The following is an 18,806-nucleotide window of genomic DNA, read 5'->3' on the forward strand; positions in this document are numbered from 1 at the left end:
TTTATCCTTTCATTCTTCAGGCTCAACTGTAACAAAAGGTTCAAAAATGAGAGAGCTTTCATCATCTTGTCACTTGTTTTTTTTATGTATAATTTATGTAAGGTTTCCATCTTTTTGGATAAATTAGTATACAAGATTGGTATTTTACTAGGGTGGTGAAGAAATGGAATATAGCAAGACCTATTACAAAAAAGAACTCCAGACATCAAGCGGAACACTTCTGATTGAAGGGCCGCTAACCGGAGAAATGATGGCCGGATACGATTTTCATGAAGACTTGGTCGCCTTTCGCCCTCCTGCACAACAGCATAAGGCATTGATTGAAATCGCCGATTTACCTGAGGGCCGAATCTTTATAGCCCGCGAGGAACGGACCATCGTTGGTTATGTGACCTATCTATATCCCGACCCATTGGAGCGCTGGTCAGAAATCAAGATGGATGACCTGATCGAGCTTGGTGCAATTGAAGTCATTCCCAAATACCGTGGTGCCGCTGTAGGAAAGAATTTAGTTCAGCTGTCTACGGAGGATGATTCGGTAGAGGACTTCATTATCATCACGACTGAATATTATTGGCATTGGGACTTGAGGGGGACGGGATTGAACGTTTGGGACTATCGAAAGGTCATGGAAAAAATGATGAGTGCTGGCGGGCTGGTTTATTATGCAACGGATGACCCGGAAATCAGTTCACATCCAGCAAACTGCCTGATGGCGCGTATAGGAAAGAGAGTGCCTCCGGAGTCCATCGAAAAGTTTGACCAATTACGATTCATGAATCGTTTCATGTATTAAAGAGGCGAGTAAAGAGGAGGAACTACGTATGATTGTTGAAAAAATAATGAATGAAGATGTCATTGCCTTAACACCAACAGATACCATTCATAGTGCTGTCTTAATCTTAAAAGAGAAACGGATTCGCCATATCCCAATTGTCGATGAAAGCTTTCACCTCGTCGGATTAGTTAGTGACCGTGACATACGAGACGCTTCTCCTTCTATTTTCCGCACCGAAGAATACAAAAAGGATTTAGAAAAATCACTGGGAAGTATCATGAAAACCGATATCATCACAGGACATCCCCTGGACTTTGTAGAAGAGATTGGTGCCGTATTTTGTGAAAATAACATCAGCTGTCTTCCCATCCTAAAGGAAAAAAGGTTAGTGGGCATCATAACCGGAACTGATTTGCTTCATTCTTTCGTTGAACTGACGGGAGTCAATCAGCCCGGTTCCCAAATTGAAATCAGGATTCCCAATACGGCGGGAACGCTACACGACATTACCTCCATCTTCAAATTGCGCAAAGCGAACATTCTGAGCACGCTTGTCTATCCCGAAAAAGATGAATCCGATTACAAGATTCTCGTTGTCCGGGTACAAACCATGAATCCATTCATGGTCGTGGAAGACTTAAAGAAAGAAGGCTATACCGTTTTATGGCCTTGCCTGCCAGGTGCGTCTCATGACTGATCAATCCTTGTTTGTCTATTCCGATGAATTGCTGACCTACAAATTCAATGACGAGCACCCATTCAATCAAAAACGGCTTCAGCTCACGCTGGACCTCCTAAAAAAACACCATGCCATCCGTGAAGATCAGATCATCAAGCCGCGAATGGCGACCGATGAGGAATTACAACTGGTTCATGACCAGCATTATGTAAACGCTGTCAGACTGGCTGGACAGGGAAAGCTTCTTCCCGAAAAAGCGGGAAACTATGGTTTAGGTACAGAAGATACCCCCATCTTTCCTAATATGCACGAAGCAAGTGCCCTGCTTGTTGGCGGAACCCTTACGGCGGTGGATGCCGTCATGACTGGTCAGTCCCTACATGCCCTTAACCTTGGCGGGGGGCTCCATCATGGTTTTCGAGGCAAAGCTTCAGGCTTTTGCATTTATAATGATAGCTCGGTCGCGATTAAATATTTACAAAAAAAATATGGTGCACGCGTCCTCTATGTCGATACGGATGCCCATCATGGTGATGGTGTACAGTGGTCCTTTTATGATGACCCTGAAGTCTGCACCCTTTCCATCCATGAAACGGGACGCTATTTGTTTCCCGGTACAGGCAATATCAATGAACGGGGGCAGGGCAAAGGCTATGGCTATTCGTTCAACATCCCGGTGGATGCATTCACGGAAGATGAATCATGGCTCGAATGCTATACAGCCGCATTCAAGGAAGTGATTGAATTCTTTAAGCCAGACGTCATCTTGACGCAAAACGGTGCTGATTCTCATTATTATGACCCACTCACCCACTTGTCGGCTACCATGAAGATTTATAGGGAAATCCCGAAATTAGCGCATGAAATGGCCCATAAGTATTGTGAGGGGCGCTGGATTGCCGTCGGTGGCGGTGGCTACGATATCTGGCGCGTCGTACCACGCGCCTGGTCCAGGGTCTGGCTCGAAATGACCAATAATGATATATCTGGACCCTTATCAAGGGAATGGATCGACACGTGGCAGCCTGAGGCTCCTGTGACCCTTCCGGATGAGTGGGATGACCTACAGGATATTTATGAACCCATTCCCCGGAAGCCGGCCATTACCGAGAAAAATGCCCAAACGCTCGAAAAAGCGCTCTACCCCATCCGTTCTAACAGACAAACGACCACCAGCACGGAGGATTAAATGGCCAAAAAAAGAGTGTTTCCAGTCTCCATTTCAAGACAAGTTTCACCTTATGAAAAAGAGAGTGCCCATAAGGACACTCTCATACTGGATTATTTCGTTGATTGACGTTTTTCGATGCGGTGCGGCAGAATCACTTTTTCTTGCCCCTCCACCAATTCCTGATTCATCAATTTAGTTAGCAACCTCATGGATACGGCCCCGATATCGTATAAAGGCTGAACGATGGTCGTGATCTGCGGGCGGACCATCAAGGTTAACCGTGTATTGTCGAAGCTGATTACCTCAAAGTCCCCTGGTACATTAAACCCTTTATCCTGAGCGGCATGAACGATGCCAAGTGCCATTTCATCGGCTCCGACTATGATTGCTGTCGGCCGATCTTCGGCTTCAAGAAACTTATCAAATGATTCAATTCCTGAATCATATGTATAATCGCCTTCCACCAGTAAACTTTCATCGAAAGAAAGCCCCGCTTCTTTCAATCCCTGTTTGTAACCAGTTAATTTCTTCTCATTAATAGGCGCGGACAGATTCCCGCTCACATAACCTATTCGCTTGTGGCCATTTTTGGCAAAGGACATCACGGCATCAAATGCTGCCGCTTCATAATCAATATTGACCGATGGCACTTGCCCGCTTTCTTCGACGGAACCGGCCAATACGATGGGAACCGGTGAGTTCTTAAACTCCTTGACATGCTCGTCCGTGATGTTTCCACTCATGAATACGATACCATCTACTTGTTTACCTAGCATCGTATTCAATAAATGAAATTCCTTATCTATGTTTTCATCAGAACTGCTGAGAATGATATTGTATTTATACATGGACGCTATATCTTCAATACCACGTGCCAACTCCGCAAAAAAGATGCTGGAGATATCCGGAATCACGACACCTACCGTCGTTGTCTTCTTGCTGGCTAGCCCACGTGCCACTGCATTAGGGCGATACCCTAACCGGTTAATCACATCTGCGACTTTTTTCCTTGTCGCAGGTTTAACATTCGGATTCCCGTTTACTACGCGAGAAACGGTGGCCATCGAAACATTTGCTTCGCGGGCCACATCATAAATGGTTATATTATTCATTATTACATTCCTCCATTTGTTTCATTTTTTCCAATAAAGCATCAAATATTTCAAAGAAGATTCTATTATACGTATTTTTCTTATACGGAAAATTAATCGGTTAACGGAAGTCTTTCTATTAATTTTTATATAAGCATAGCTTATATAGATATCTTCATTATGTATGATTCTAACTCAGAACAGTCCTCATCTTTTAACTTATCATACGATAGTAGAATGCTTCCTGCAATCCAATAGTGTCTTTTTCAGGACTTTTTCTGCAAAAACAAGTATTTTACCATTAAAAAAAGCCCTTGCCAAGATGGTAAGGGCCGAATGTACATATATTTCAAATATTCTTTCTTAAACCGTTACCCAGTTCAATCGTTTAATTTCGTTATAGAAATCATCAAATTGCTTGAAGTCCATCTGCTGTGCAGAATCAGATAAAGCAACAGAAGGATCTGGATGAACTTCCGCCATCACTCCATCTGCACCAATGGCAAGAGCTGCTTTAGCCGTTGGAAGAAGAAGGTCACGACGTCCGGTAGAATGGGTTACATCCACCATGACAGGTAAATGCGTTTCTTGTTTCAAGATCGGAACAGCAGAAATATCAAGCGTATTTCTTGTTGCTTTTTCGTACGTACGGATACCACGTTCACAAAGGATGATGTTTCCATTACCCTGCGACATGATGTATTCCGCTGCATGGATGAATTCTTCGATCGTAGCTGCAAGTCCACGTTTTAGAAGGACTGGTTTGTTTACGGCACCTGCCGCTTTCAATAAATCGAAGTTTTGCATGTTACGTGCACCGATTTGGATGACATCGATATGTTCAACCGCTGCTTCCATATCATTTGCACTTACGATTTCACTGATGACTGCCAAACCATATTCATCTGCAACCCGCTTAAGGATCTGTAATCCCTCTAAACCAAGTCCTTGGAAGTCGTATGGCGATGTACGCGGTTTGAATGCACCACCACGCATAAGCTTCAGGCCTTTTGCTTTGATGACTTCAGCAACTGCAGCCGTTTGTTCATAAGATTCCACGGCACATGGACCGAATACGAAACTAGGAATCCCGTTCCCGATAAGTTCACCTTTGATGTCGATGATTGTATCTTCCGGTTTTTGTTTTCTGGAAACAAGAAGCGTCTTCTTCTGATCATCTTTTTGAAGTTCTAAGCCTAATTTAAAGATTTCCTTGAAGATATGTTTAATCGAACCTAGGTCAAGAGGACCTTGATGATTCGCTTCAATAAGATCCAACATGATTCTTTCACGGACTGGATCGTAGCGGTTTACGCCCTGTTTTTCTTTAACGCGGCCGATTTCCTGTACTAGTCCCGCCCGTTGATTAATCAGTTGCAATAACTGAAGGTTTACATCATCCAATTGATTACGCAATCCATCAAGCTCTCTATTGCTCATTCCAAATCCATCCCTTCGATTTTAAAAATATCAACGATTTCACGATGGAAAACCCGTACTTTTTACCTGTTCGAATTTTCACTCATTTCAATCGATAATTTAAGCTATGAAAATTTTATAATAATTCATGTATAATTAAAAACAATTATAAATGAAATTCTTGTAAATGTCACTACTTTTTTCTTTATTAATTAAACGCTTTTAAGTACTAAAGTAATATATTACATAAAAGAAGGTGTCACTGATGCACGAAAAACTGTTTGCCTTGGACATTGGAACGCGTTCCGTTGTAGGAATTATATTAGAAAAAGAACAGGAAAGCTATAATATTATCGATATTCTATCAGAAGAGCATTCGGAGCGGGCCATGCTGGACGGTCAAATACATGATGTTCTAGCTGTGGCTAAAGTCATCTCTCACATTAAGGGCAAACTGGAGGAAACTCACGGTCCCCTAAGAAAGGTTTCTGTCGCTGCAGCCGGTAGGGCATTAAAAACCGAACGGGCGAAGACGTCTGTCGATATAGTTGGGAAACCGATGCTGACACATGAGGATATCCTTCACCTCGAATTCAGTGCTGTCCAGGAAGCCCAGGCGACCGTGGCAGAACAATCAGACTCGCGTTCCACTTATTATTGTGTTGGTTATTCGGTTTTATACTATCGCCTCGATGGACAGGAAATCGGAAGCCTGATCGATCAGAGCGGGGAAGAAGCGTCAGTTGAGATCATCGCCACCTTCCTGCCCAAGGTCGTTGTGGAATCCCTTTTAGCTGCCTTGAAAAGATCGGGATTGGAAATGCAGGCTCTTACGCTTGAGCCGATTGCGGCCATCAATGTCCTCATCCCGGCCTCCATGCGCCGCCTTAACGTCGCCTTGATCGATATAGGGGCGGGGACTTCCGATATAGCCTTGACCGATTCAGGGACCGTCATCGCTTATGGAATGGTACCAATCGCTGGGGATGAAATTACCGAGGCCATAAGTGACTACCTGCTCCTGGACTTCCCTCTTGCAGAAAAGGCGAAAAGGGAATTGCTCGATCAAGATTCGATAACGGTCACTGATATTCTTGGATTTTCCACCGAGATTGCCAAGAGTGATATCATCGAACATATTCATCCTGCACTCGATAGGTTGGCTGAAGCCATCCGTTTAGAAATTCTCTCCTTGAATAATGAGTGTTCACCAAAAGCGGTGATGCTTGTCGGAGGTGGAAGCCAAACACCGGAATTATGCCGGCTTTTAGCTGAAAAACTAAACTTGCCAAGTAACCGTGTGGCAATCCGGGGCGTCGATGCGATCCAGAACCTTGGCATTTCGTCTGAAATCCAAAAAGGGCCTGAATTGGTAACACCGATTGGGATTGCCATTGCTGCCGATAAAAACCCGATTCAATACATGAGCATCACCGTTGACGGGCACCCCATCCGCTTGTTTGATATGAAACGAACAACAGTGGGGGATTGCCTGCTCACAGCAGGTATTAAGATGAGTTCTTTATATGGAAAACCCGGCATGGCCAAAATCGTCACGATCAACGGAAATCAATTTACCCTTCCCGGAAACCATGGAAAGAAATCGGTGATTACCTTAAACGGAACGGAAGCTTCTTTAGATGATGAAGTGAAGGATGAAGACGTCATCGTAACCTCAAAAGGGGAAGACGGTGAACCGGCCATTTTGCGCATACTCGATGTATTGGATGATATCCCTAGAAAAACCGTGATCCTTAACGGTACAGAGTATACCATCGAAGCCTCCATTACCAGAAATGGCAAAGCTGCCTCCATCCATGAATTAATCGAGGATCATGATCAAATAACTTGCAGGATACCAGTAACGATTAATGAGTTGATCAAAGAACTTCACTTATCCGAACTTCTTGCTTGCCTTGAACCGTTATCTATTAAATTGAACGGAAAGTCCATTCAGCTTCCCTCGTGGACGGGTAAAATCAGCAAAAATGGACTGGCAACAAAACGGACGTACTCCTTTGAAGATGGCGATGAATTAGAAGTGATAAATCCAGCCCCTCCTACTTTATTAGAGGTGATGGAAGCTTTACAAATCCAGCATACCCACAACGTCCCTGTTTTTTTTGAAGGCAAACAAGTCATTCTGTCTAAAAATCTGGCAGAATTCAGACGCGGTGACGAGCGATTGAAAGATACGGACATCATCCAGCCAAATGATGACCTCAGTATGATCGAACATAAGCTGGAACCTTTTATCTTTCAAGACCTTTTCCGTCATGTTGAAATCTTTATGCCTACCACAGGGAATAGCCGATTCATTCTCATTAAAAATGAGCAGGAAACTACTTTTCACGATGAACTTGCCCCCGGTGACCAATTAAGAATCCTTTGGCCCACCACTAGTTGACATAGAAACAGTCTCATGAAATGAAAAAGGCAGGCATGTTGATTCAACAACACGCCTGCCTTTCATCATTTATTGAGAGATTGCTTTGCCTAGAGAATCTTCTGTAATTCTCCAATGGGATTCATTCCATGTAGGCGTGCCATTTTTAAATAGGATGGCTTGGGGGGATTGATGTTTGATTTCAAAAGTTTCCGCCACATGGTTGGAAAGCGGACGCGCTTCTTGCACGGCCAAGTAGGCCGTCTTTAACTCCGGGTGTTCAGCGATGAACTTTTGATAGTGCTCAAAAGCTTCCGCACTGACTGGGCAAGTAACACTATGCTTAAAAAGTAAAAAAAGATCTTCCGTTACGAGCTCATTGAATTGTTGTTCCGTTTCGATTTTAGTAAGTGTCATGTGTATTAACCCCTTTCGATTTCAGAAAAAAGACGATGAAGTCATCGTACCACTTCATCGTCTTTTTTGACAATTATTGTGCATACCTTCGCAAATATTGAGCGATTGAAGCATACATTATTTTTTTAATTTATTTTCGGTTTCATCAAAAGCTTTTTTTGCTTCATCTAATTTTAGCTTTGCCGTATTTTTGTTTCCGCTAGTCGGGTCGGCTTGTGTATTTTTTGACTTATTGTCTTTACTTTCAGGCATATTGGTTTCAACGGATACGATTTTCGAATCGGAAGTTCCCGTTACATCAATATCCTTATTGCTTGAGTTCGTAGTATCATTAGCTGCATCGCCATTTTCTTCTTTGCCCGTTTTTAGGTTCTTCACTTTATTGACGATATCTGAAGATTTACTAGAAACCAATTCAGTAACCGTTCCTGTTTTTTCTTTAGCGGTATCAGCCAAAACCGTACCTTTTTCCATCGCGGTTTGTCTTAGCTTCTCTGTTTTCTCGGAAAGGCTCTTAGCTTGTTCGTTGAAATCATTTCTTAATTCCTTGCCTGTTTTCGGAGCCATGAATAAAGCTGTAGCCGCTCCGATCATTCCGCCGATCAAGGCGCCGATCATGAAGTCCTTCGAATTGATGGAATCGCGTGCTTCCTCGTATGATTTTTGATATTCGCTTGTAGGATATTCTTTTTGCGTCATGTAACATTCTCCTTTCAAAATTGGGAATTTTTTTTATTTACCTGGTGTTAAGATCTAGATCGTAAAAACCTTTTTTTAGGTAGGTTATCTGTTTCAAGTGCTTCTCTTTCTATCTCTGCCTGTTCATATGCAGTTGGAGCGGTTTGCTTGTTCCTGGCCTTCCATTTATCACGGATTTCCATGGCCACGTTACTCCATTGAACGATTTGGGAAATTCGTTCTTGGTTGTTATCGATTTCTGCCTGCACTTTATTAGAAACCTTTTGGACGGATGTATTGAAGCTAGAGATGGAAGTCCCTACATCTTTCACTGCATCCACCACTGTGTTCAGATTTTCAGATTTCTGTTGCAAGTCTTCTGCTAACGAGTTTGTTTTATGTAGTAGCTGGGTAGTTTCAACCGTTATGCCTTGCATTTGGCTTTCAAGTCCCGTCAGCGTCCGGGCCACGCTGTCCAAGGTAGTTTGTAGTGATGTGAGTACCTTTGTTAAGAAGATAACAAGGACCAGGAAAGCGATTGCTGCCACTGCAGCACTTACGTATAATATGATCTCCATTGGAACACCTCCGAAAAAAAATCGACATATTTAGTAACTGTTTAGTTATTAATTACCCCTTCCCCGTTATTATAAACGTATTTAATTTGTGAATATACCCTATCTATACCTGTTTTGGAAATATTGATAGCGAAAAATTTCGACTAATTGGGACCAATGGATGAAATTTCTACAGCTAATCAGGTATGATAGAATAATAAAACTAAATATTGGAGGTATTCTACATGAAAGATCCTAGAATCGAGATACTTGCACATAATCTGATAAATTATTCAGTGAAACTCCAAAAGGGTGAAAAACTCTTGATAGAAAACTTTGGATTGCAACGCGAACTGGTCAACGCCCTTGTAAAAGAAGCGTATGCAGCTGATGGGTACCCATTCGTCCTCTTAAAGGACCATCAAGTGGATCGCGCCTTATTAATGGGTGCACAGGAAGAACAATACAAGATGATGGGTGAATTCGAAGCGAACGTGATGAGCCAGATGGATGCATATATCGGGCTTCGTGCCGGAGATAATATCAATGAGCAATCCGATGTGCCCGCAGACAAAATGGCGATTCATGGGCAAACGATCGGAAAAGTACATAGAAATATCCGCGTTCCGAAAACGAAATGGGTCGTGCTCCGTTACCCGACGAATTCTATGGCTCAATTAGCCAAAATGAGTATAGAAGCTTTCGAAGATTTCTATTTCGAAGTCTGCAATCTCGATTATGGAAAAATGAGCGTAGCCATGGATAGCCTTGTTGATTTGATGGATAAGACCGATAAAGTCCGCTTAACTGGTCCCGGAACAGACTTATCTTTCTCCATCAAGGACATTAAAGCCATCAAATGTGCAGGTGAACTGAACATTCCTGATGGTGAGGTGTACACAGCACCTGTTAAGGACTCGATTAATGGGGTCATTTCTTACAATACTCCATCTCCTTATCAGGGCTTTACTTTCGAAAACGTGAAGTTAACATTCAAGGATGGAAAAATTGTTGAAGCGGTGGCCAATGATACTGAACGCATCAACAAAATCTTTGATACAGATGAAGGCGCCCGTTATGTCGGTGAATTTGCTATCGGTGTAAATCCTTATATTCTACATCCGATGCAAGATATCCTCTTTGATGAGAAAATTGATGGAAGTTTTCACTTCACCCCTGGACAATGTTATGATGACGCCTTTAATGGCAACCATTCGAGTATTCACTGGGACTTAGTCAATATCCAGCGCCCTGAATACGGCGGTGGGGAAATTTACTTTGACGATGTGCTGATCCGAAAAGATGGACGCTTTGTTCTACCTGAACTTGAATCATTAAATCCAGAAAATTTAAAATGACCTACTTCAAGCAGATCATGCTTGTGATTCCATAAAAAATGACCAACCCATTTATGGGTTGGTCATTTTTCATTTAACTTGCAGCGACTCCTCATAAGCAGCCTGGAATTTTTGAATATCCCCTGCACCCATGAATAGGACTACACTGTTTTTATGTTTTTGTAATTGCGTTGTTGTTTCCTCTGTAATAAGCTCGGCACCAGGAATTTTCTCCTGAAGATCTTCAATCGATAGTTTTCCATGATGTTCACGGGCAGATCCAAAGATTTCACATAAGTATACTTTATCGGCTAGATTCAGGCTGTCGGCAAACTCATCCAGGAATGCTTGCGTTCTTGAGAAAGTATGCGGTTGGAAGACCGCTACTATTTCACGCTCTGGATATTTTTGACGCGCTGAGTCAATGGTTGCTGAAATCTCTGTAGGATGATGGGCATAATCATCAATGATGATTTGACTCTCCATTTCCTTTTCGGAGAACCGGCGTTTTACGCCTTCAAAAGTGAGTAACTGAGCCTTCACGGCTTCCGTATCCAGGTTTTCATATTTACACAGTGCAATGACACCTAAAGCATTCAACACACTATGCTTGCCAAAAGTCGGAATGGAGAAAGTATCGTAATACGTGTTTCTCACATTCACATCAAATGTCGTTCCCTCCGGAGTGACGGAAACATTTTTCGCTTGAAAATCGTTTCCTTCCGCAAATCCGTAAAAAATGACCGGTACTTTTGCTTGAATATGCGGTAAATGCTCGTCGTCCCCGCATGCAATGATCCCTTTATTGACTTGTAGGGCCATCGTTTGGAATGCCTCGAACACGTCTTCCACATTGGCATAGTAATCTGGATGATCGAAGTCAATATTCGTCATGATTGCATAATCAGGATAATAAGAAAGGAAGTGACGGCGGTATTCACATGCTTCAAATACGAAGTAAGTAGAATCCACGATTCCTTTTCCAGTTCCATCCCCAATCAGATAGGATGTTGGTTTGGCACCACCCATGACATGGGCCAGCAAGCCTGTAGTCGACGTTTTACCATGTGCCCCGGTAACGGCAACACTTGTAAAGGTCTTCATGAAATCACCAAGAAAACGGTGATAACGTATCACTGGTAAACCAAGTTCCATTGCTTTCACGATTTCCGGATGGGTATCCGGGAACGCATTACCTGCAATGATGGTCATTCCAGGCTGAATGTTTTCCTCGTTGAAAGGAAGGATTTTTATCCCAGCTTTTTCTAACGCTATTTGTGTAAAGAATTCTTTTTCATAGTCGGAACCTTGCACTTGAATATTCATATCATGCAATATTTGAGCAAGCGCACTCATTCCCGAACCTTTGATACCCACAAAATGGTAAGCAGTCATATAACGAACCTCCACCAATCGTCTATCTGTATGACAGTATATGACGTCATGTTTATTTGTTTTTTCATTACGAAAACTTGCTCGAATTGTACTTTTCGCCTAGGTTTTTATACGTACTTTTTATTTATTCATCGACAAAAATATATTATATCACCTTTTTATTCATACATCCATGTCAGGGAGATGCCATTTTATCAAATCATTGGCTTTTCTATTCCATTCGCTTTAGAATTTATATCTCGCCCTTCACATTATATACAGAACCCTAGTATAGGTTCTCTTAATTTACGTGTAAAAATTCAAGTTCTTCCTCGGTAATCAGTACATCCCGTGGCCTGCTTCCCCTCGATTCAGAAACGACGCCCTGCTGTTCCATCATTTCTATCAGACGAGCTGCACGGTTGTATCCTACTCGGAAACGCCTTTGGACACTAGAAGCCGAAGCGGCCTGCTGATGAACGACGAATTCACATGCCTCAAAGAATAACTCGTCCGCTTCTTCCGTCACTTGGGCACGATTCAACAAATCTTCTTGTTCAAATAAATATTTTGGCTTCTGTTCCAGTTTCACATGATTGACCACTTGATCGATTTCTTCATCGCTTACAAAAGTCCCTTGCAGACGGACCGTTTTTGATGAACCGTTTTCCGCAAACAACATATCCCCTTTTCCTAACAGTTTCTCTGCCCCACCGCTATCAATGATGGTTCGCGAGTCGACTTGGGATGAAACGGAAAAAGCGATTCGAGTCGGGATATTCGCCTTGATTAAACCAGTGATAACATCCACGGACGGACGCTGTGTCGCCACAATTAAGTGAATGCCACAAGCACGGGCCTTTTGAGCGATGCGGCAAATCGCTTCCTCGACATCTGCCGGGGACATCATCATTAAATCGGCCAATTCGTCAATGATTACCAAGATATATGGCAGCTTATTGGAATATTGGCCGGCTTTTTCAGCCTGGTCATTAAAACGGCTGATATCCCTAACTCCTGCATGGACAAATAGTTCATAGCGGCGTTCCATTTCCTCCACTGCCCATTTCAAGGCCGCAGTGGCAGCTTTCACATCAGTGATGACCGGACTGACCAAATGGGGAATTTGGTTATATGGAGCAAGCTCAACCATTTTTGGATCAATCAACATCAATTTCAGTTCCTGAGGCGTTGCTTTATACAGTAAACTAACCAACATCGTATTGATGCACACGCTTTTTCCCGATCCCGTTTGCCCGGCAATCAGGCCATGCGGCATTTTTCTTAAATCGGTGATGATCGGCTGGCCGGAAATATCTAGTCCCAGCGCAACAGCGAGCGGTGATTCATGCTCTTGAAACTCAGTACTCTCCAAAACCTCACGCAAAAATACAGGCTTGCTCTTCCGATTCGGAATTTCAATGCCGATGGTATGCTTACCTGGAATTGGAGCTTCCATTCGCATATCCTGAGCCGCCAGACTTAACTTGATATCATCCATGAGGTTCGTCACTTTATTCACTTTCACACCCGGTTCAGGATGGACCTCGAAACGAGTGACCGCCGGACCTTGCGTCACGTTCACGACTTTTGCCCGGACATTGAAGTTTTTCAGTGTCTCGTCCAGCAATACGGTCTGTTCTTCAAGCCACTCATCATCATGTTCGGCATATGTGGGAGGAGTCAATAACTCGATCTTTGGAAATACATAATACGGATTTTCCTCATCTTCTACAGAATCGACTAGTCCCGTACTGACGGGATGGGCTGCTTTCATAGGCTCTGGAACAGCTACCTCCTGTTTTTCTTCATGTTCAACAACTTCCGCTTCTGGAATAACCGGAGAAATGGGAACCTCGTTCGTCTCGAAATGCAATTGTTTCTCGTGCTCAGGTAGCGAAGGAGTTACGGGTTCATACCGAACTTCCTCAGCCCTTTGTGGTTCAGGTGTATCCGTCCGTTCTTGAATGGCTTCTTCCTCAACCTGCACTCCTGTAGCAACGGGAATGGGTTCGCTTTCCAACGTAGTCCATGATGTTACAGGCTTTTCAGTGGGTCTCGTTTCAACAGCCACTACTCCCCTTTCGATTTCAGGGCTTTTTTTTTCCGCTTTAAAAGGATTTAGGAATGTAGCCTTTTCTTTATCCTGCTTTAACATCATGACATTAAAGGGGATATGCTTTTTCGGGCGTTTAGGGGATTCCTCGGTTTTCGGTTCCGTCCCCTGATCAAGGACTTCGGGATCAACAGGATCCTCGGCGATATATGCCGGGGCCTCAGGCTTACCTTCTTCGGCTGGAACGACAGTAGGTTCAACGGCTTCCATTATCCCGACCGCCACTTCCTGCCCAAATTCCACTTGCTCCGTTTCTTGCTCTTCAACTTCTTGGTCTACCGGAAATTCTGAAGCAACTGGTTCCGGCTCACTTGTCGCCGCCTTGGGGTCCGTATCCTCATTCCGGCGCATAAAGGCAGGAACCTCGGAAATGGCTTCTTCTTTTTTTTCATCTATCTGTTCTGGTACAAGAACGGAAGGTTCACGGGTCAATTCCTCATAAACCTCTTCCTTTACCTCGTTCGGAATAATCGTTGGAACCTCAGGCTCTTCTTTTTTAAGAACAGGAAATTTGCTCTCTAATTCAAATTCGACCGATTTGACCACTTTTTTTTCCGGTCGCCGAAACCCATAAACAGGTGAGGGGATTTCCGTCGGTCGGAATGGGGTATTGGATGGCAGGATCTTTTGAGTAGCGATCCGTTCAGCGTTCTTCCGTTTCTGCTCGGGACTCTGCTTAGGCCTTTTGGATTCATAAGATTCCGTATCCTGTTTATGCTCCCGCTCCTCTCTTCTCTTTTCCCTAGGCTTTCTCACACGTTGTTCCTTATCAGGTATCAGAGGGAATTTAAATTCCCCTTTTGGATATTGAAACAAGATCTTCGTATCCGGATCTTTCGTTTGGGACATTTTTGCCACCGTTTGATTGTATGCTTCGATTTCTTCCTTCTTTGTCTTGGGAAGTTTAGAAAAGTCCATCTTCTTTAAAGTCTCTTTATCGATCGGTTCATCTATTATTATTTCTTCAATCTCAATAATTTCCTCTGCTTGGAACCACTTTTTCATTTTATTTAGCCACTTCAAACCTATCACTCTTTCTACTATCTGTAATTATGTAACTAATTCTACCAGTATTTTTTGAAATATCGAGAGAAATTAAGGTTAATAGGGATATATATGTAGTTTTTTGCAAATTTCCGCAGGAATCATCCCAATTTCACATAACTCTTAACCTATTTAAACCCCTTTTCATATGAGTTTAAACACGTTCTAATTATATAGTCTACTATTTAATTAAAACACCTCTGTTAAACAGAGTTTACAATGAGATTAAGTTTTAATACAAAATATTATATTCCCTAGGGTATAACAAAATAAGCCCCTGCCGAGTTTGGAAATCCATCCAAAGAGACAGGAGCCCTATCATTATTCATCCATCCGCTTACTTATTGTTCACGCTTTTTATTTTTACCCATAATGAAGACCGGCTCTAGCTCATCTTCCTCATAAAGGAAAGATAACGCCGTAATCGGTACGTGGCCACTGGCGAAAAAGCTCATCGCCATTTGTGCGAGTACATCATAGCCAGTATCATTTTGCACATCGGCAATGATGATGACATCTTGATGAGGAATGGCCACTGCCATGGTCCCCGATATCTTTTCCTTCATTTCACGAAGCCATGATTCATTAAGAATCCGGCTCGCATCATAGCCATCATTTGTATTCAAGAAATAAAAGGTGTTCCCCGCTACGATATCCGACTTCAATTTAGTCGAGAGGGAGCGGACGTTGAAACGGGCAATCTCCCGGATCCTATCTCCCTGCCAGTCTTCACGCTTGAGCATTTTCTCATCGATCAAACGGTAGGTCTTGCCCAAATCCAACGCATAAAAGACACGTGTTTCCGCCGTATGGTCGTCGAACAAGAAGGGATTGCCCTCTTCTGCCTCCATTGGAAAAGAAGTCGAACGGATCACAGGAAAAATGAATTTCTCCTTGCCTTCCATGCTATGTTCTTCCCCCATTACATTCAGTGCCTCATCTACGTAATAGATGACTTCATCAATGGCTTTTTCTTGAATATTTTCGTAATTTGCAAGCACCGGTGGAAGTTCAACCGTGATGCCTTTACCGGTCTTTATATTTTCAATCCGTAACGTGTCCTTCTGGCTATCGAATTTGAACGTACGATTTTCATCCGCTAAGCGTTCTTTTAATATGTTCTTCAGCTTTATGCTATCCATTTTCATGGCTGACCCTCCTATCCATTGAAAAATCCCCTAAAGAAGGGGACCTTTCATTATAATGATGAAATGAATTCTTCAATCTGTTCTTGTGTTTTACGGTCCCTGCTCACATATCTGCCTAGCTCTTTACCGTTTTCATATCCGATGAAGCTAGGAATTCCAAAAACATCATTAGCAGCGCATACATCGATGAATTTATCGCGATCTACATGAATGAACGTGAATTCAGGGAACTTCGCTTCTATTTCCGGTAGGATTGGTTCAATCACTCGGCAATCGCCACACCATGTTGCCGAGAAAAGGAAAATATGTTTTCCTTCATTTTTTAATGCATCGTATTGTTCAACAGTTTGTAAGTTTTCCATCTTATTATTCCTCCAGCTCTTATGAAATCCATCTAGTTATTTTATAATTCCATCATACCAGACTCCGCTTCAATCAACCATCAATACGGATTGTAATAGAGAGCACAAAAGGTCCGGTATGGGTACGCCGGACCTTCTTTCACCTCTGTGGAACGGAAGAAACGATTTCCATCATTTTCTCCGCCTCATCCTTTAAATCCTCTTTCCCCGTCTTGGTTGTGAGCTTGACCCCGCCGCTTCCTACGGAAAGCTCATATTTCTCTTCCGATAATTCCATGATGGAAATAAAACCGAACTTATCATCATTCTGAAAGGATTCCAGTGTCAAATAATGAGTTTTCTGCTCCTTTGCCGTCAAAAATAGTTGCGAGCTTTCGCTGTTTTCATTTGGATTGACAAATAATATATAAGCCTGTTGACCACTTTTCAGGATCAAGTTATTCTCATGTTCCTCTTCTATCTTGAAATTTTTAGGCAGATACACCTTTATAAGCCCCACTTTTGTATTCGGTTGCGGCGCTTCATCCCGAAAAGCGGAAACCGTTGCTGTCACGGCCTTATCCACCTGCCTTTCAATGCCTGAACAACCGACTGCCAGGATGCTCATCAAAAAGACGATCAGAATTTTTTTTTGGGATGGGACCTTCAAGAATTCCCCCTCCTTTTCAAAAATCTACCGTTACCCTCTTGTCTTTACTTATATCCTAATTTATGAAATCCATCCATTTTCTTAAAACATGATACAATGTAAGCAAATTAGAAAATAAGGAGGATCATCATGAAAGTAACGGTTTACCTGGCTGGAGAAATCCATTCAAATTGGAGAAGTGAATTAAAAGAGAAGGCAGCCGCTTTAAAGCTTCCTTTAGAATTTGTCGGCCCAATGGAAAATCATGAACGCTCCGATAATATCGGGGAAGATATTCTGGGGAAACAGCCGACCCCCGTTTTAAAGGATATGGCAGCTTCTCAAATCAATAATTTGCGTACGGGTCTTTTGATGAAGCAAGCTGACCTTGTCGTTGCCCTATTTGGAGAGAAATATAAGCAGTGGAATACTGCCATGGATGCAAGCACCGCGGTCTCACTTGGCAAACCACTTATCTTGATCCGCCCAGAATCCCATCACCACGCGCTAAAAGAATTATCTGAAAAAGCAAGCGTCACAGTCGAATCGGTGAACCAAGCCTTAAAAGTCCTTTCTTATATATTCGAAGATGGAAAATGAATGAAGTTAAAGGCACTCTTATGGAGTGCTTTTTACATGGATAAAAAAGCTTGTAGGACACAGTCTTTGCCTACAAGCCCATCCTTTATCTCTTAATAGGGATCCATATCTCGGAGTAATAATCTGTGGCTGAAGCATCATCTTCAACGTATACCTCCATTTCCGGTGTTCCTGCATGTTCATGTCCGCTTGCCGGAAACCATTCGGAAAAGATGTGTTTCCAAACCTTTTGCATCGCCTCGGGCATCGGTCCATTGACCTCGAACACAACCCACTTGGATGCAGGTATCGTCAAGCCAGAATAATCATTTGGGACGCTTCCGTCATACTCCGTGGCCACCCAATAATCGATTGAATTCCGCTCATCTTCAGGGGAATCGACACATATCCCTAGCAACCCTTTAATTCGGCCGTTATTCAATTTTCCTAACCGATTGCTGGTACCATCCGAGTTCACTTCGTCCCAAAGCTTCGGGATTCCTATCAGATTTTCTTCGTTCTCTAGTGAAAACTCCCGCTTGATACCGACCACTCGAAAAGAATCTCTTTCCACGATATTATACTTCATCGGTTCCGCCCCTTTTAGAAGCACCTGGATAACCAGGCGTTCATAGAATGTCAGCTTTCCCATATACTTTCGGGCTTCGCTAGGAGGTACTCCATGCTGCCGCCGAAAAGCTTTTGAAAAAGCCTCGGGAGTGTCATAGCCATATTTATAGGCTACATCAATGACCTTGCCATTGGTGCTTACAAGTTCCTGGGCAGCCAATGTCAATCTACGGCGCCTGATGTATTCTCCAACGGAAATGTCCGTCAAGATGGTGAACGTCCGCTGAAAATGAAAGGCTGATGCATTCGCCTGACTAGAAATGTTCTCGATGGTCAAGTCGTCGATTAAATGCTCCTCTATATAGTCAAGGGCCTTCTGAATGGATTCTACCCACCCCATATGGCTTTCCCCTCCCTTGTTTTCTATATTATCAGCACCGATATCCTAAATCCTGTCTGTTTCTGCTTTGTT

At 42.9% G+C, this 18,806-nt stretch carries 17 protein-coding genes; 6 read left to right on the plus strand and 11 right to left on the minus strand.

Going from position 1 to position 18,806, the window contains the following annotated elements; all coding sequences use genetic code 11:
• The first annotated feature begins 163 nt into the window (after positions 1-163).
• From ACIQXU_RS03015 to ACIQXU_RS03025, 3 genes are read left to right on the plus strand one after another with little or no spacing between them, the layout of a single operon-like run.
• Complete coding sequence (locus ACIQXU_RS03015; protein ID WP_402874910.1) at positions 164-796, plus strand: GNAT family N-acetyltransferase; 633 nt, start codon at positions 164-166, stop codon at positions 794-796.
• 28 nt (positions 797-824) lie between these two features.
• A complete protein-coding gene (locus ACIQXU_RS03020; RefSeq protein ID WP_402874907.1) occupies positions 825-1,475 on the plus strand; it encodes an acetoin utilization AcuB family protein in 651 nt (216 codons plus the stop codon).
• Positions 1,468-2,646, plus strand: a complete 1,179-nt coding sequence (locus ACIQXU_RS03025; protein ID WP_402874974.1) for an acetoin utilization protein AcuC — start codon at positions 1,468-1,470, stop codon at positions 2,644-2,646. The genes ACIQXU_RS03020 and ACIQXU_RS03025 overlap by 8 nt, the downstream gene beginning before the upstream one ends.
• 92 nt (positions 2,647-2,738) lie before the next feature.
• Here the strand turns inward: ACIQXU_RS03025 and ccpA are convergent, their stop codons facing one another.
• Positions 2,739-3,740: a catabolite control protein A gene (gene ccpA, locus ACIQXU_RS03030; protein ID WP_402874904.1), complete on the minus strand. Its 1,002-nt coding sequence runs from the start codon at positions 3,738-3,740 to the stop codon at positions 2,739-2,741.
• Positions 3,741-4,082: 342 nt separating this feature from the next.
• On the minus strand, positions 4,083-5,159 hold the full coding sequence (locus ACIQXU_RS03035; RefSeq protein WP_402874901.1) for a bifunctional 3-deoxy-7-phosphoheptulonate synthase/chorismate mutase: 1,077 nt from the start codon (positions 5,157-5,159) through the stop codon (positions 4,083-4,085).
• 244 nt (positions 5,160-5,403) lie between these two features.
• Here ACIQXU_RS03035 and ACIQXU_RS03040 point away from each other — a divergent pair, with 244 nt between their 5' ends.
• The gene (locus ACIQXU_RS03040) at positions 5,404-7,545 is read left to right on the plus strand and encodes a cell division protein FtsA (RefSeq protein WP_402986631.1); all 2,142 of its coding nucleotides are present in this window, start codon (positions 5,404-5,406) and stop codon (positions 7,543-7,545) included.
• Between the two features lie 69 nt (positions 7,546-7,614).
• Here ACIQXU_RS03040 and ytxJ read toward each other — a convergent pair whose 3' ends face one another.
• The 3 genes from ytxJ to ACIQXU_RS03055 form a co-directional block, all read right to left on the minus strand.
• The gene (ytxJ, locus tag ACIQXU_RS03045) at positions 7,615-7,941 is read right to left on the minus strand and encodes a bacillithiol system redox-active protein YtxJ (protein WP_402874895.1); all 327 of its coding nucleotides are present in this window, start codon (positions 7,939-7,941) and stop codon (positions 7,615-7,617) included.
• 117 nt (positions 7,942-8,058) lie between these two features.
• Complete coding sequence (locus tag ACIQXU_RS03050) at positions 8,059-8,640, minus strand: YtxH domain-containing protein (protein ID WP_402874890.1); 582 nt, start codon at positions 8,638-8,640, stop codon at positions 8,059-8,061.
• 47 nt (positions 8,641-8,687) lie between these two features.
• On the minus strand, positions 8,688-9,197 hold the full coding sequence (locus ACIQXU_RS03055) for a DUF948 domain-containing protein (RefSeq protein ID WP_402874888.1): 510 nt from the start codon (positions 9,195-9,197) through the stop codon (positions 8,688-8,690).
• A gap of 224 nt (positions 9,198-9,421) precedes the next feature.
• On the opposite strand from ACIQXU_RS03055, the gene ACIQXU_RS03060 reads away from it, so the two are divergent.
• Positions 9,422-10,534 carry an aminopeptidase gene (locus ACIQXU_RS03060; protein ID WP_402874883.1) on the plus strand — a complete coding sequence of 371 codons (1,113 nt, stop codon included), beginning with the start codon at positions 9,422-9,424 and terminating at the stop codon, positions 10,532-10,534.
• Between the two features lie 69 nt (positions 10,535-10,603).
• Here ACIQXU_RS03060 and murC read toward each other — a convergent pair whose 3' ends face one another.
• From murC to ACIQXU_RS03085, 5 genes are all read right to left on the minus strand, one after another.
• Complete coding sequence (murC, locus tag ACIQXU_RS03065) at positions 10,604-11,908, minus strand: UDP-N-acetylmuramate--L-alanine ligase (RefSeq protein WP_402874880.1); 1,305 nt, start codon at positions 11,906-11,908, stop codon at positions 10,604-10,606.
• Between the two features lie 280 nt (positions 11,909-12,188).
• The gene (locus ACIQXU_RS03070) at positions 12,189-15,008 is read right to left on the minus strand and encodes a DNA translocase FtsK (protein ID WP_402986634.1); all 2,820 of its coding nucleotides are present in this window, start codon (positions 15,006-15,008) and stop codon (positions 12,189-12,191) included.
• A 380-nt stretch (positions 15,009-15,388) separates the two neighbouring features.
• The gene (locus tag ACIQXU_RS03075) at positions 15,389-16,189 is read right to left on the minus strand and encodes a DUF1444 domain-containing protein (RefSeq protein ID WP_402874971.1); all 801 of its coding nucleotides are present in this window, start codon (positions 16,187-16,189) and stop codon (positions 15,389-15,391) included.
• Positions 16,190-16,245: 56 nt separating this feature from the next.
• On the minus strand, positions 16,246-16,557 hold the full coding sequence (locus tag ACIQXU_RS03080) for a thioredoxin family protein (protein ID WP_402874874.1): 312 nt from the start codon (positions 16,555-16,557) through the stop codon (positions 16,246-16,248).
• A gap of 139 nt (positions 16,558-16,696) precedes the next feature.
• Positions 16,697-17,206 carry a hypothetical protein gene (locus ACIQXU_RS03085; RefSeq protein WP_402986637.1) on the minus strand — a complete coding sequence of 170 codons (510 nt, stop codon included), beginning with the start codon at positions 17,204-17,206 and terminating at the stop codon, positions 16,697-16,699.
• Positions 17,207-17,335: 129 nt separating this feature from the next.
• Here ACIQXU_RS03085 and ACIQXU_RS03090 point away from each other — a divergent pair, with 129 nt between their 5' ends.
• Positions 17,336-17,785, plus strand: a complete 450-nt coding sequence (locus ACIQXU_RS03090; protein WP_402874867.1) for a YtoQ family protein — start codon at positions 17,336-17,338, stop codon at positions 17,783-17,785.
• A gap of 85 nt (positions 17,786-17,870) precedes the next feature.
• Here the strand turns inward: ACIQXU_RS03090 and ACIQXU_RS03095 are convergent, their stop codons facing one another.
• A complete protein-coding gene (locus ACIQXU_RS03095) occupies positions 17,871-18,734 on the minus strand; it encodes an AraC family transcriptional regulator (protein ID WP_402874864.1) in 864 nt (287 codons plus the stop codon).
• Positions 18,735-18,806: the final 72 nt, after the last annotated feature.

Source organism: Peribacillus sp. NPDC097284 (genome assembly GCF_044761765.1).
Lineage (GTDB): Bacteria > Bacillota > Bacilli > Bacillales > DSM-1321 > Peribacillus.

Excerpts from the sequence above, each read along its gene's own strand:
- ACIQXU_RS03015 (WP_402874910.1), top strand. The coding sequence starts at position 164 with ATGGAATATAGCAAGACCTATTACAAAAAAGAACTCCAGACATCAAGC.
- ACIQXU_RS03020 (WP_402874907.1), top strand. The coding sequence starts at position 825 with ATGATTGTTGAAAAAATAATGAATGAAGATGTCATTGCCTTAACACCA.
- ACIQXU_RS03025 (WP_402874974.1), top strand. The coding sequence starts at position 1,468 with ATGACTGATCAATCCTTGTTTGTCTATTCCGATGAATTGCTGACCTAC.
- ccpA (WP_402874904.1), bottom strand. The coding sequence starts at position 3,740 with ATGAATAATATAACCATTTATGATGTGGCCCGCGAAGCAAATGTTTCG.
- ACIQXU_RS03035 (WP_402874901.1), bottom strand. The coding sequence starts at position 5,159 with ATGAGCAATAGAGAGCTTGATGGATTGCGTAATCAATTGGATGATGTA.
- ACIQXU_RS03040 (WP_402986631.1), top strand. The coding sequence starts at position 5,404 with ATGCACGAAAAACTGTTTGCCTTGGACATTGGAACGCGTTCCGTTGTA.
- ytxJ (WP_402874895.1), bottom strand. The coding sequence starts at position 7,941 with ATGACACTTACTAAAATCGAAACGGAACAACAATTCAATGAGCTCGTA.
- ACIQXU_RS03050 (WP_402874890.1), bottom strand. The coding sequence starts at position 8,640 with ATGACGCAAAAAGAATATCCTACAAGCGAATATCAAAAATCATACGAG.
- ACIQXU_RS03055 (WP_402874888.1), bottom strand. The coding sequence starts at position 9,197 with ATGGAGATCATATTATACGTAAGTGCTGCAGTGGCAGCAATCGCTTTC.
- ACIQXU_RS03060 (WP_402874883.1), top strand. The coding sequence starts at position 9,422 with ATGAAAGATCCTAGAATCGAGATACTTGCACATAATCTGATAAATTAT.
- murC (WP_402874880.1), bottom strand. The coding sequence starts at position 11,908 with ATGACTGCTTACCATTTTGTGGGTATCAAAGGTTCGGGAATGAGTGCG.
- ACIQXU_RS03070 (WP_402986634.1), bottom strand. The coding sequence starts at position 15,008 with ATGAAAAAGTGGTTCCAAGCAGAGGAAATTATTGAGATTGAAGAAATA.
- ACIQXU_RS03075 (WP_402874971.1), bottom strand. The coding sequence starts at position 16,189 with ATGGATAGCATAAAGCTGAAGAACATATTAAAAGAACGCTTAGCGGAT.
- ACIQXU_RS03080 (WP_402874874.1), bottom strand. The coding sequence starts at position 16,557 with ATGGAAAACTTACAAACTGTTGAACAATACGATGCATTAAAAAATGAA.
- ACIQXU_RS03090 (WP_402874867.1), top strand. The coding sequence starts at position 17,336 with ATGAAAGTAACGGTTTACCTGGCTGGAGAAATCCATTCAAATTGGAGA.
- ACIQXU_RS03095 (WP_402874864.1), bottom strand. The coding sequence starts at position 18,734 with ATGGGGTGGGTAGAATCCATTCAGAAGGCCCTTGACTATATAGAGGAG.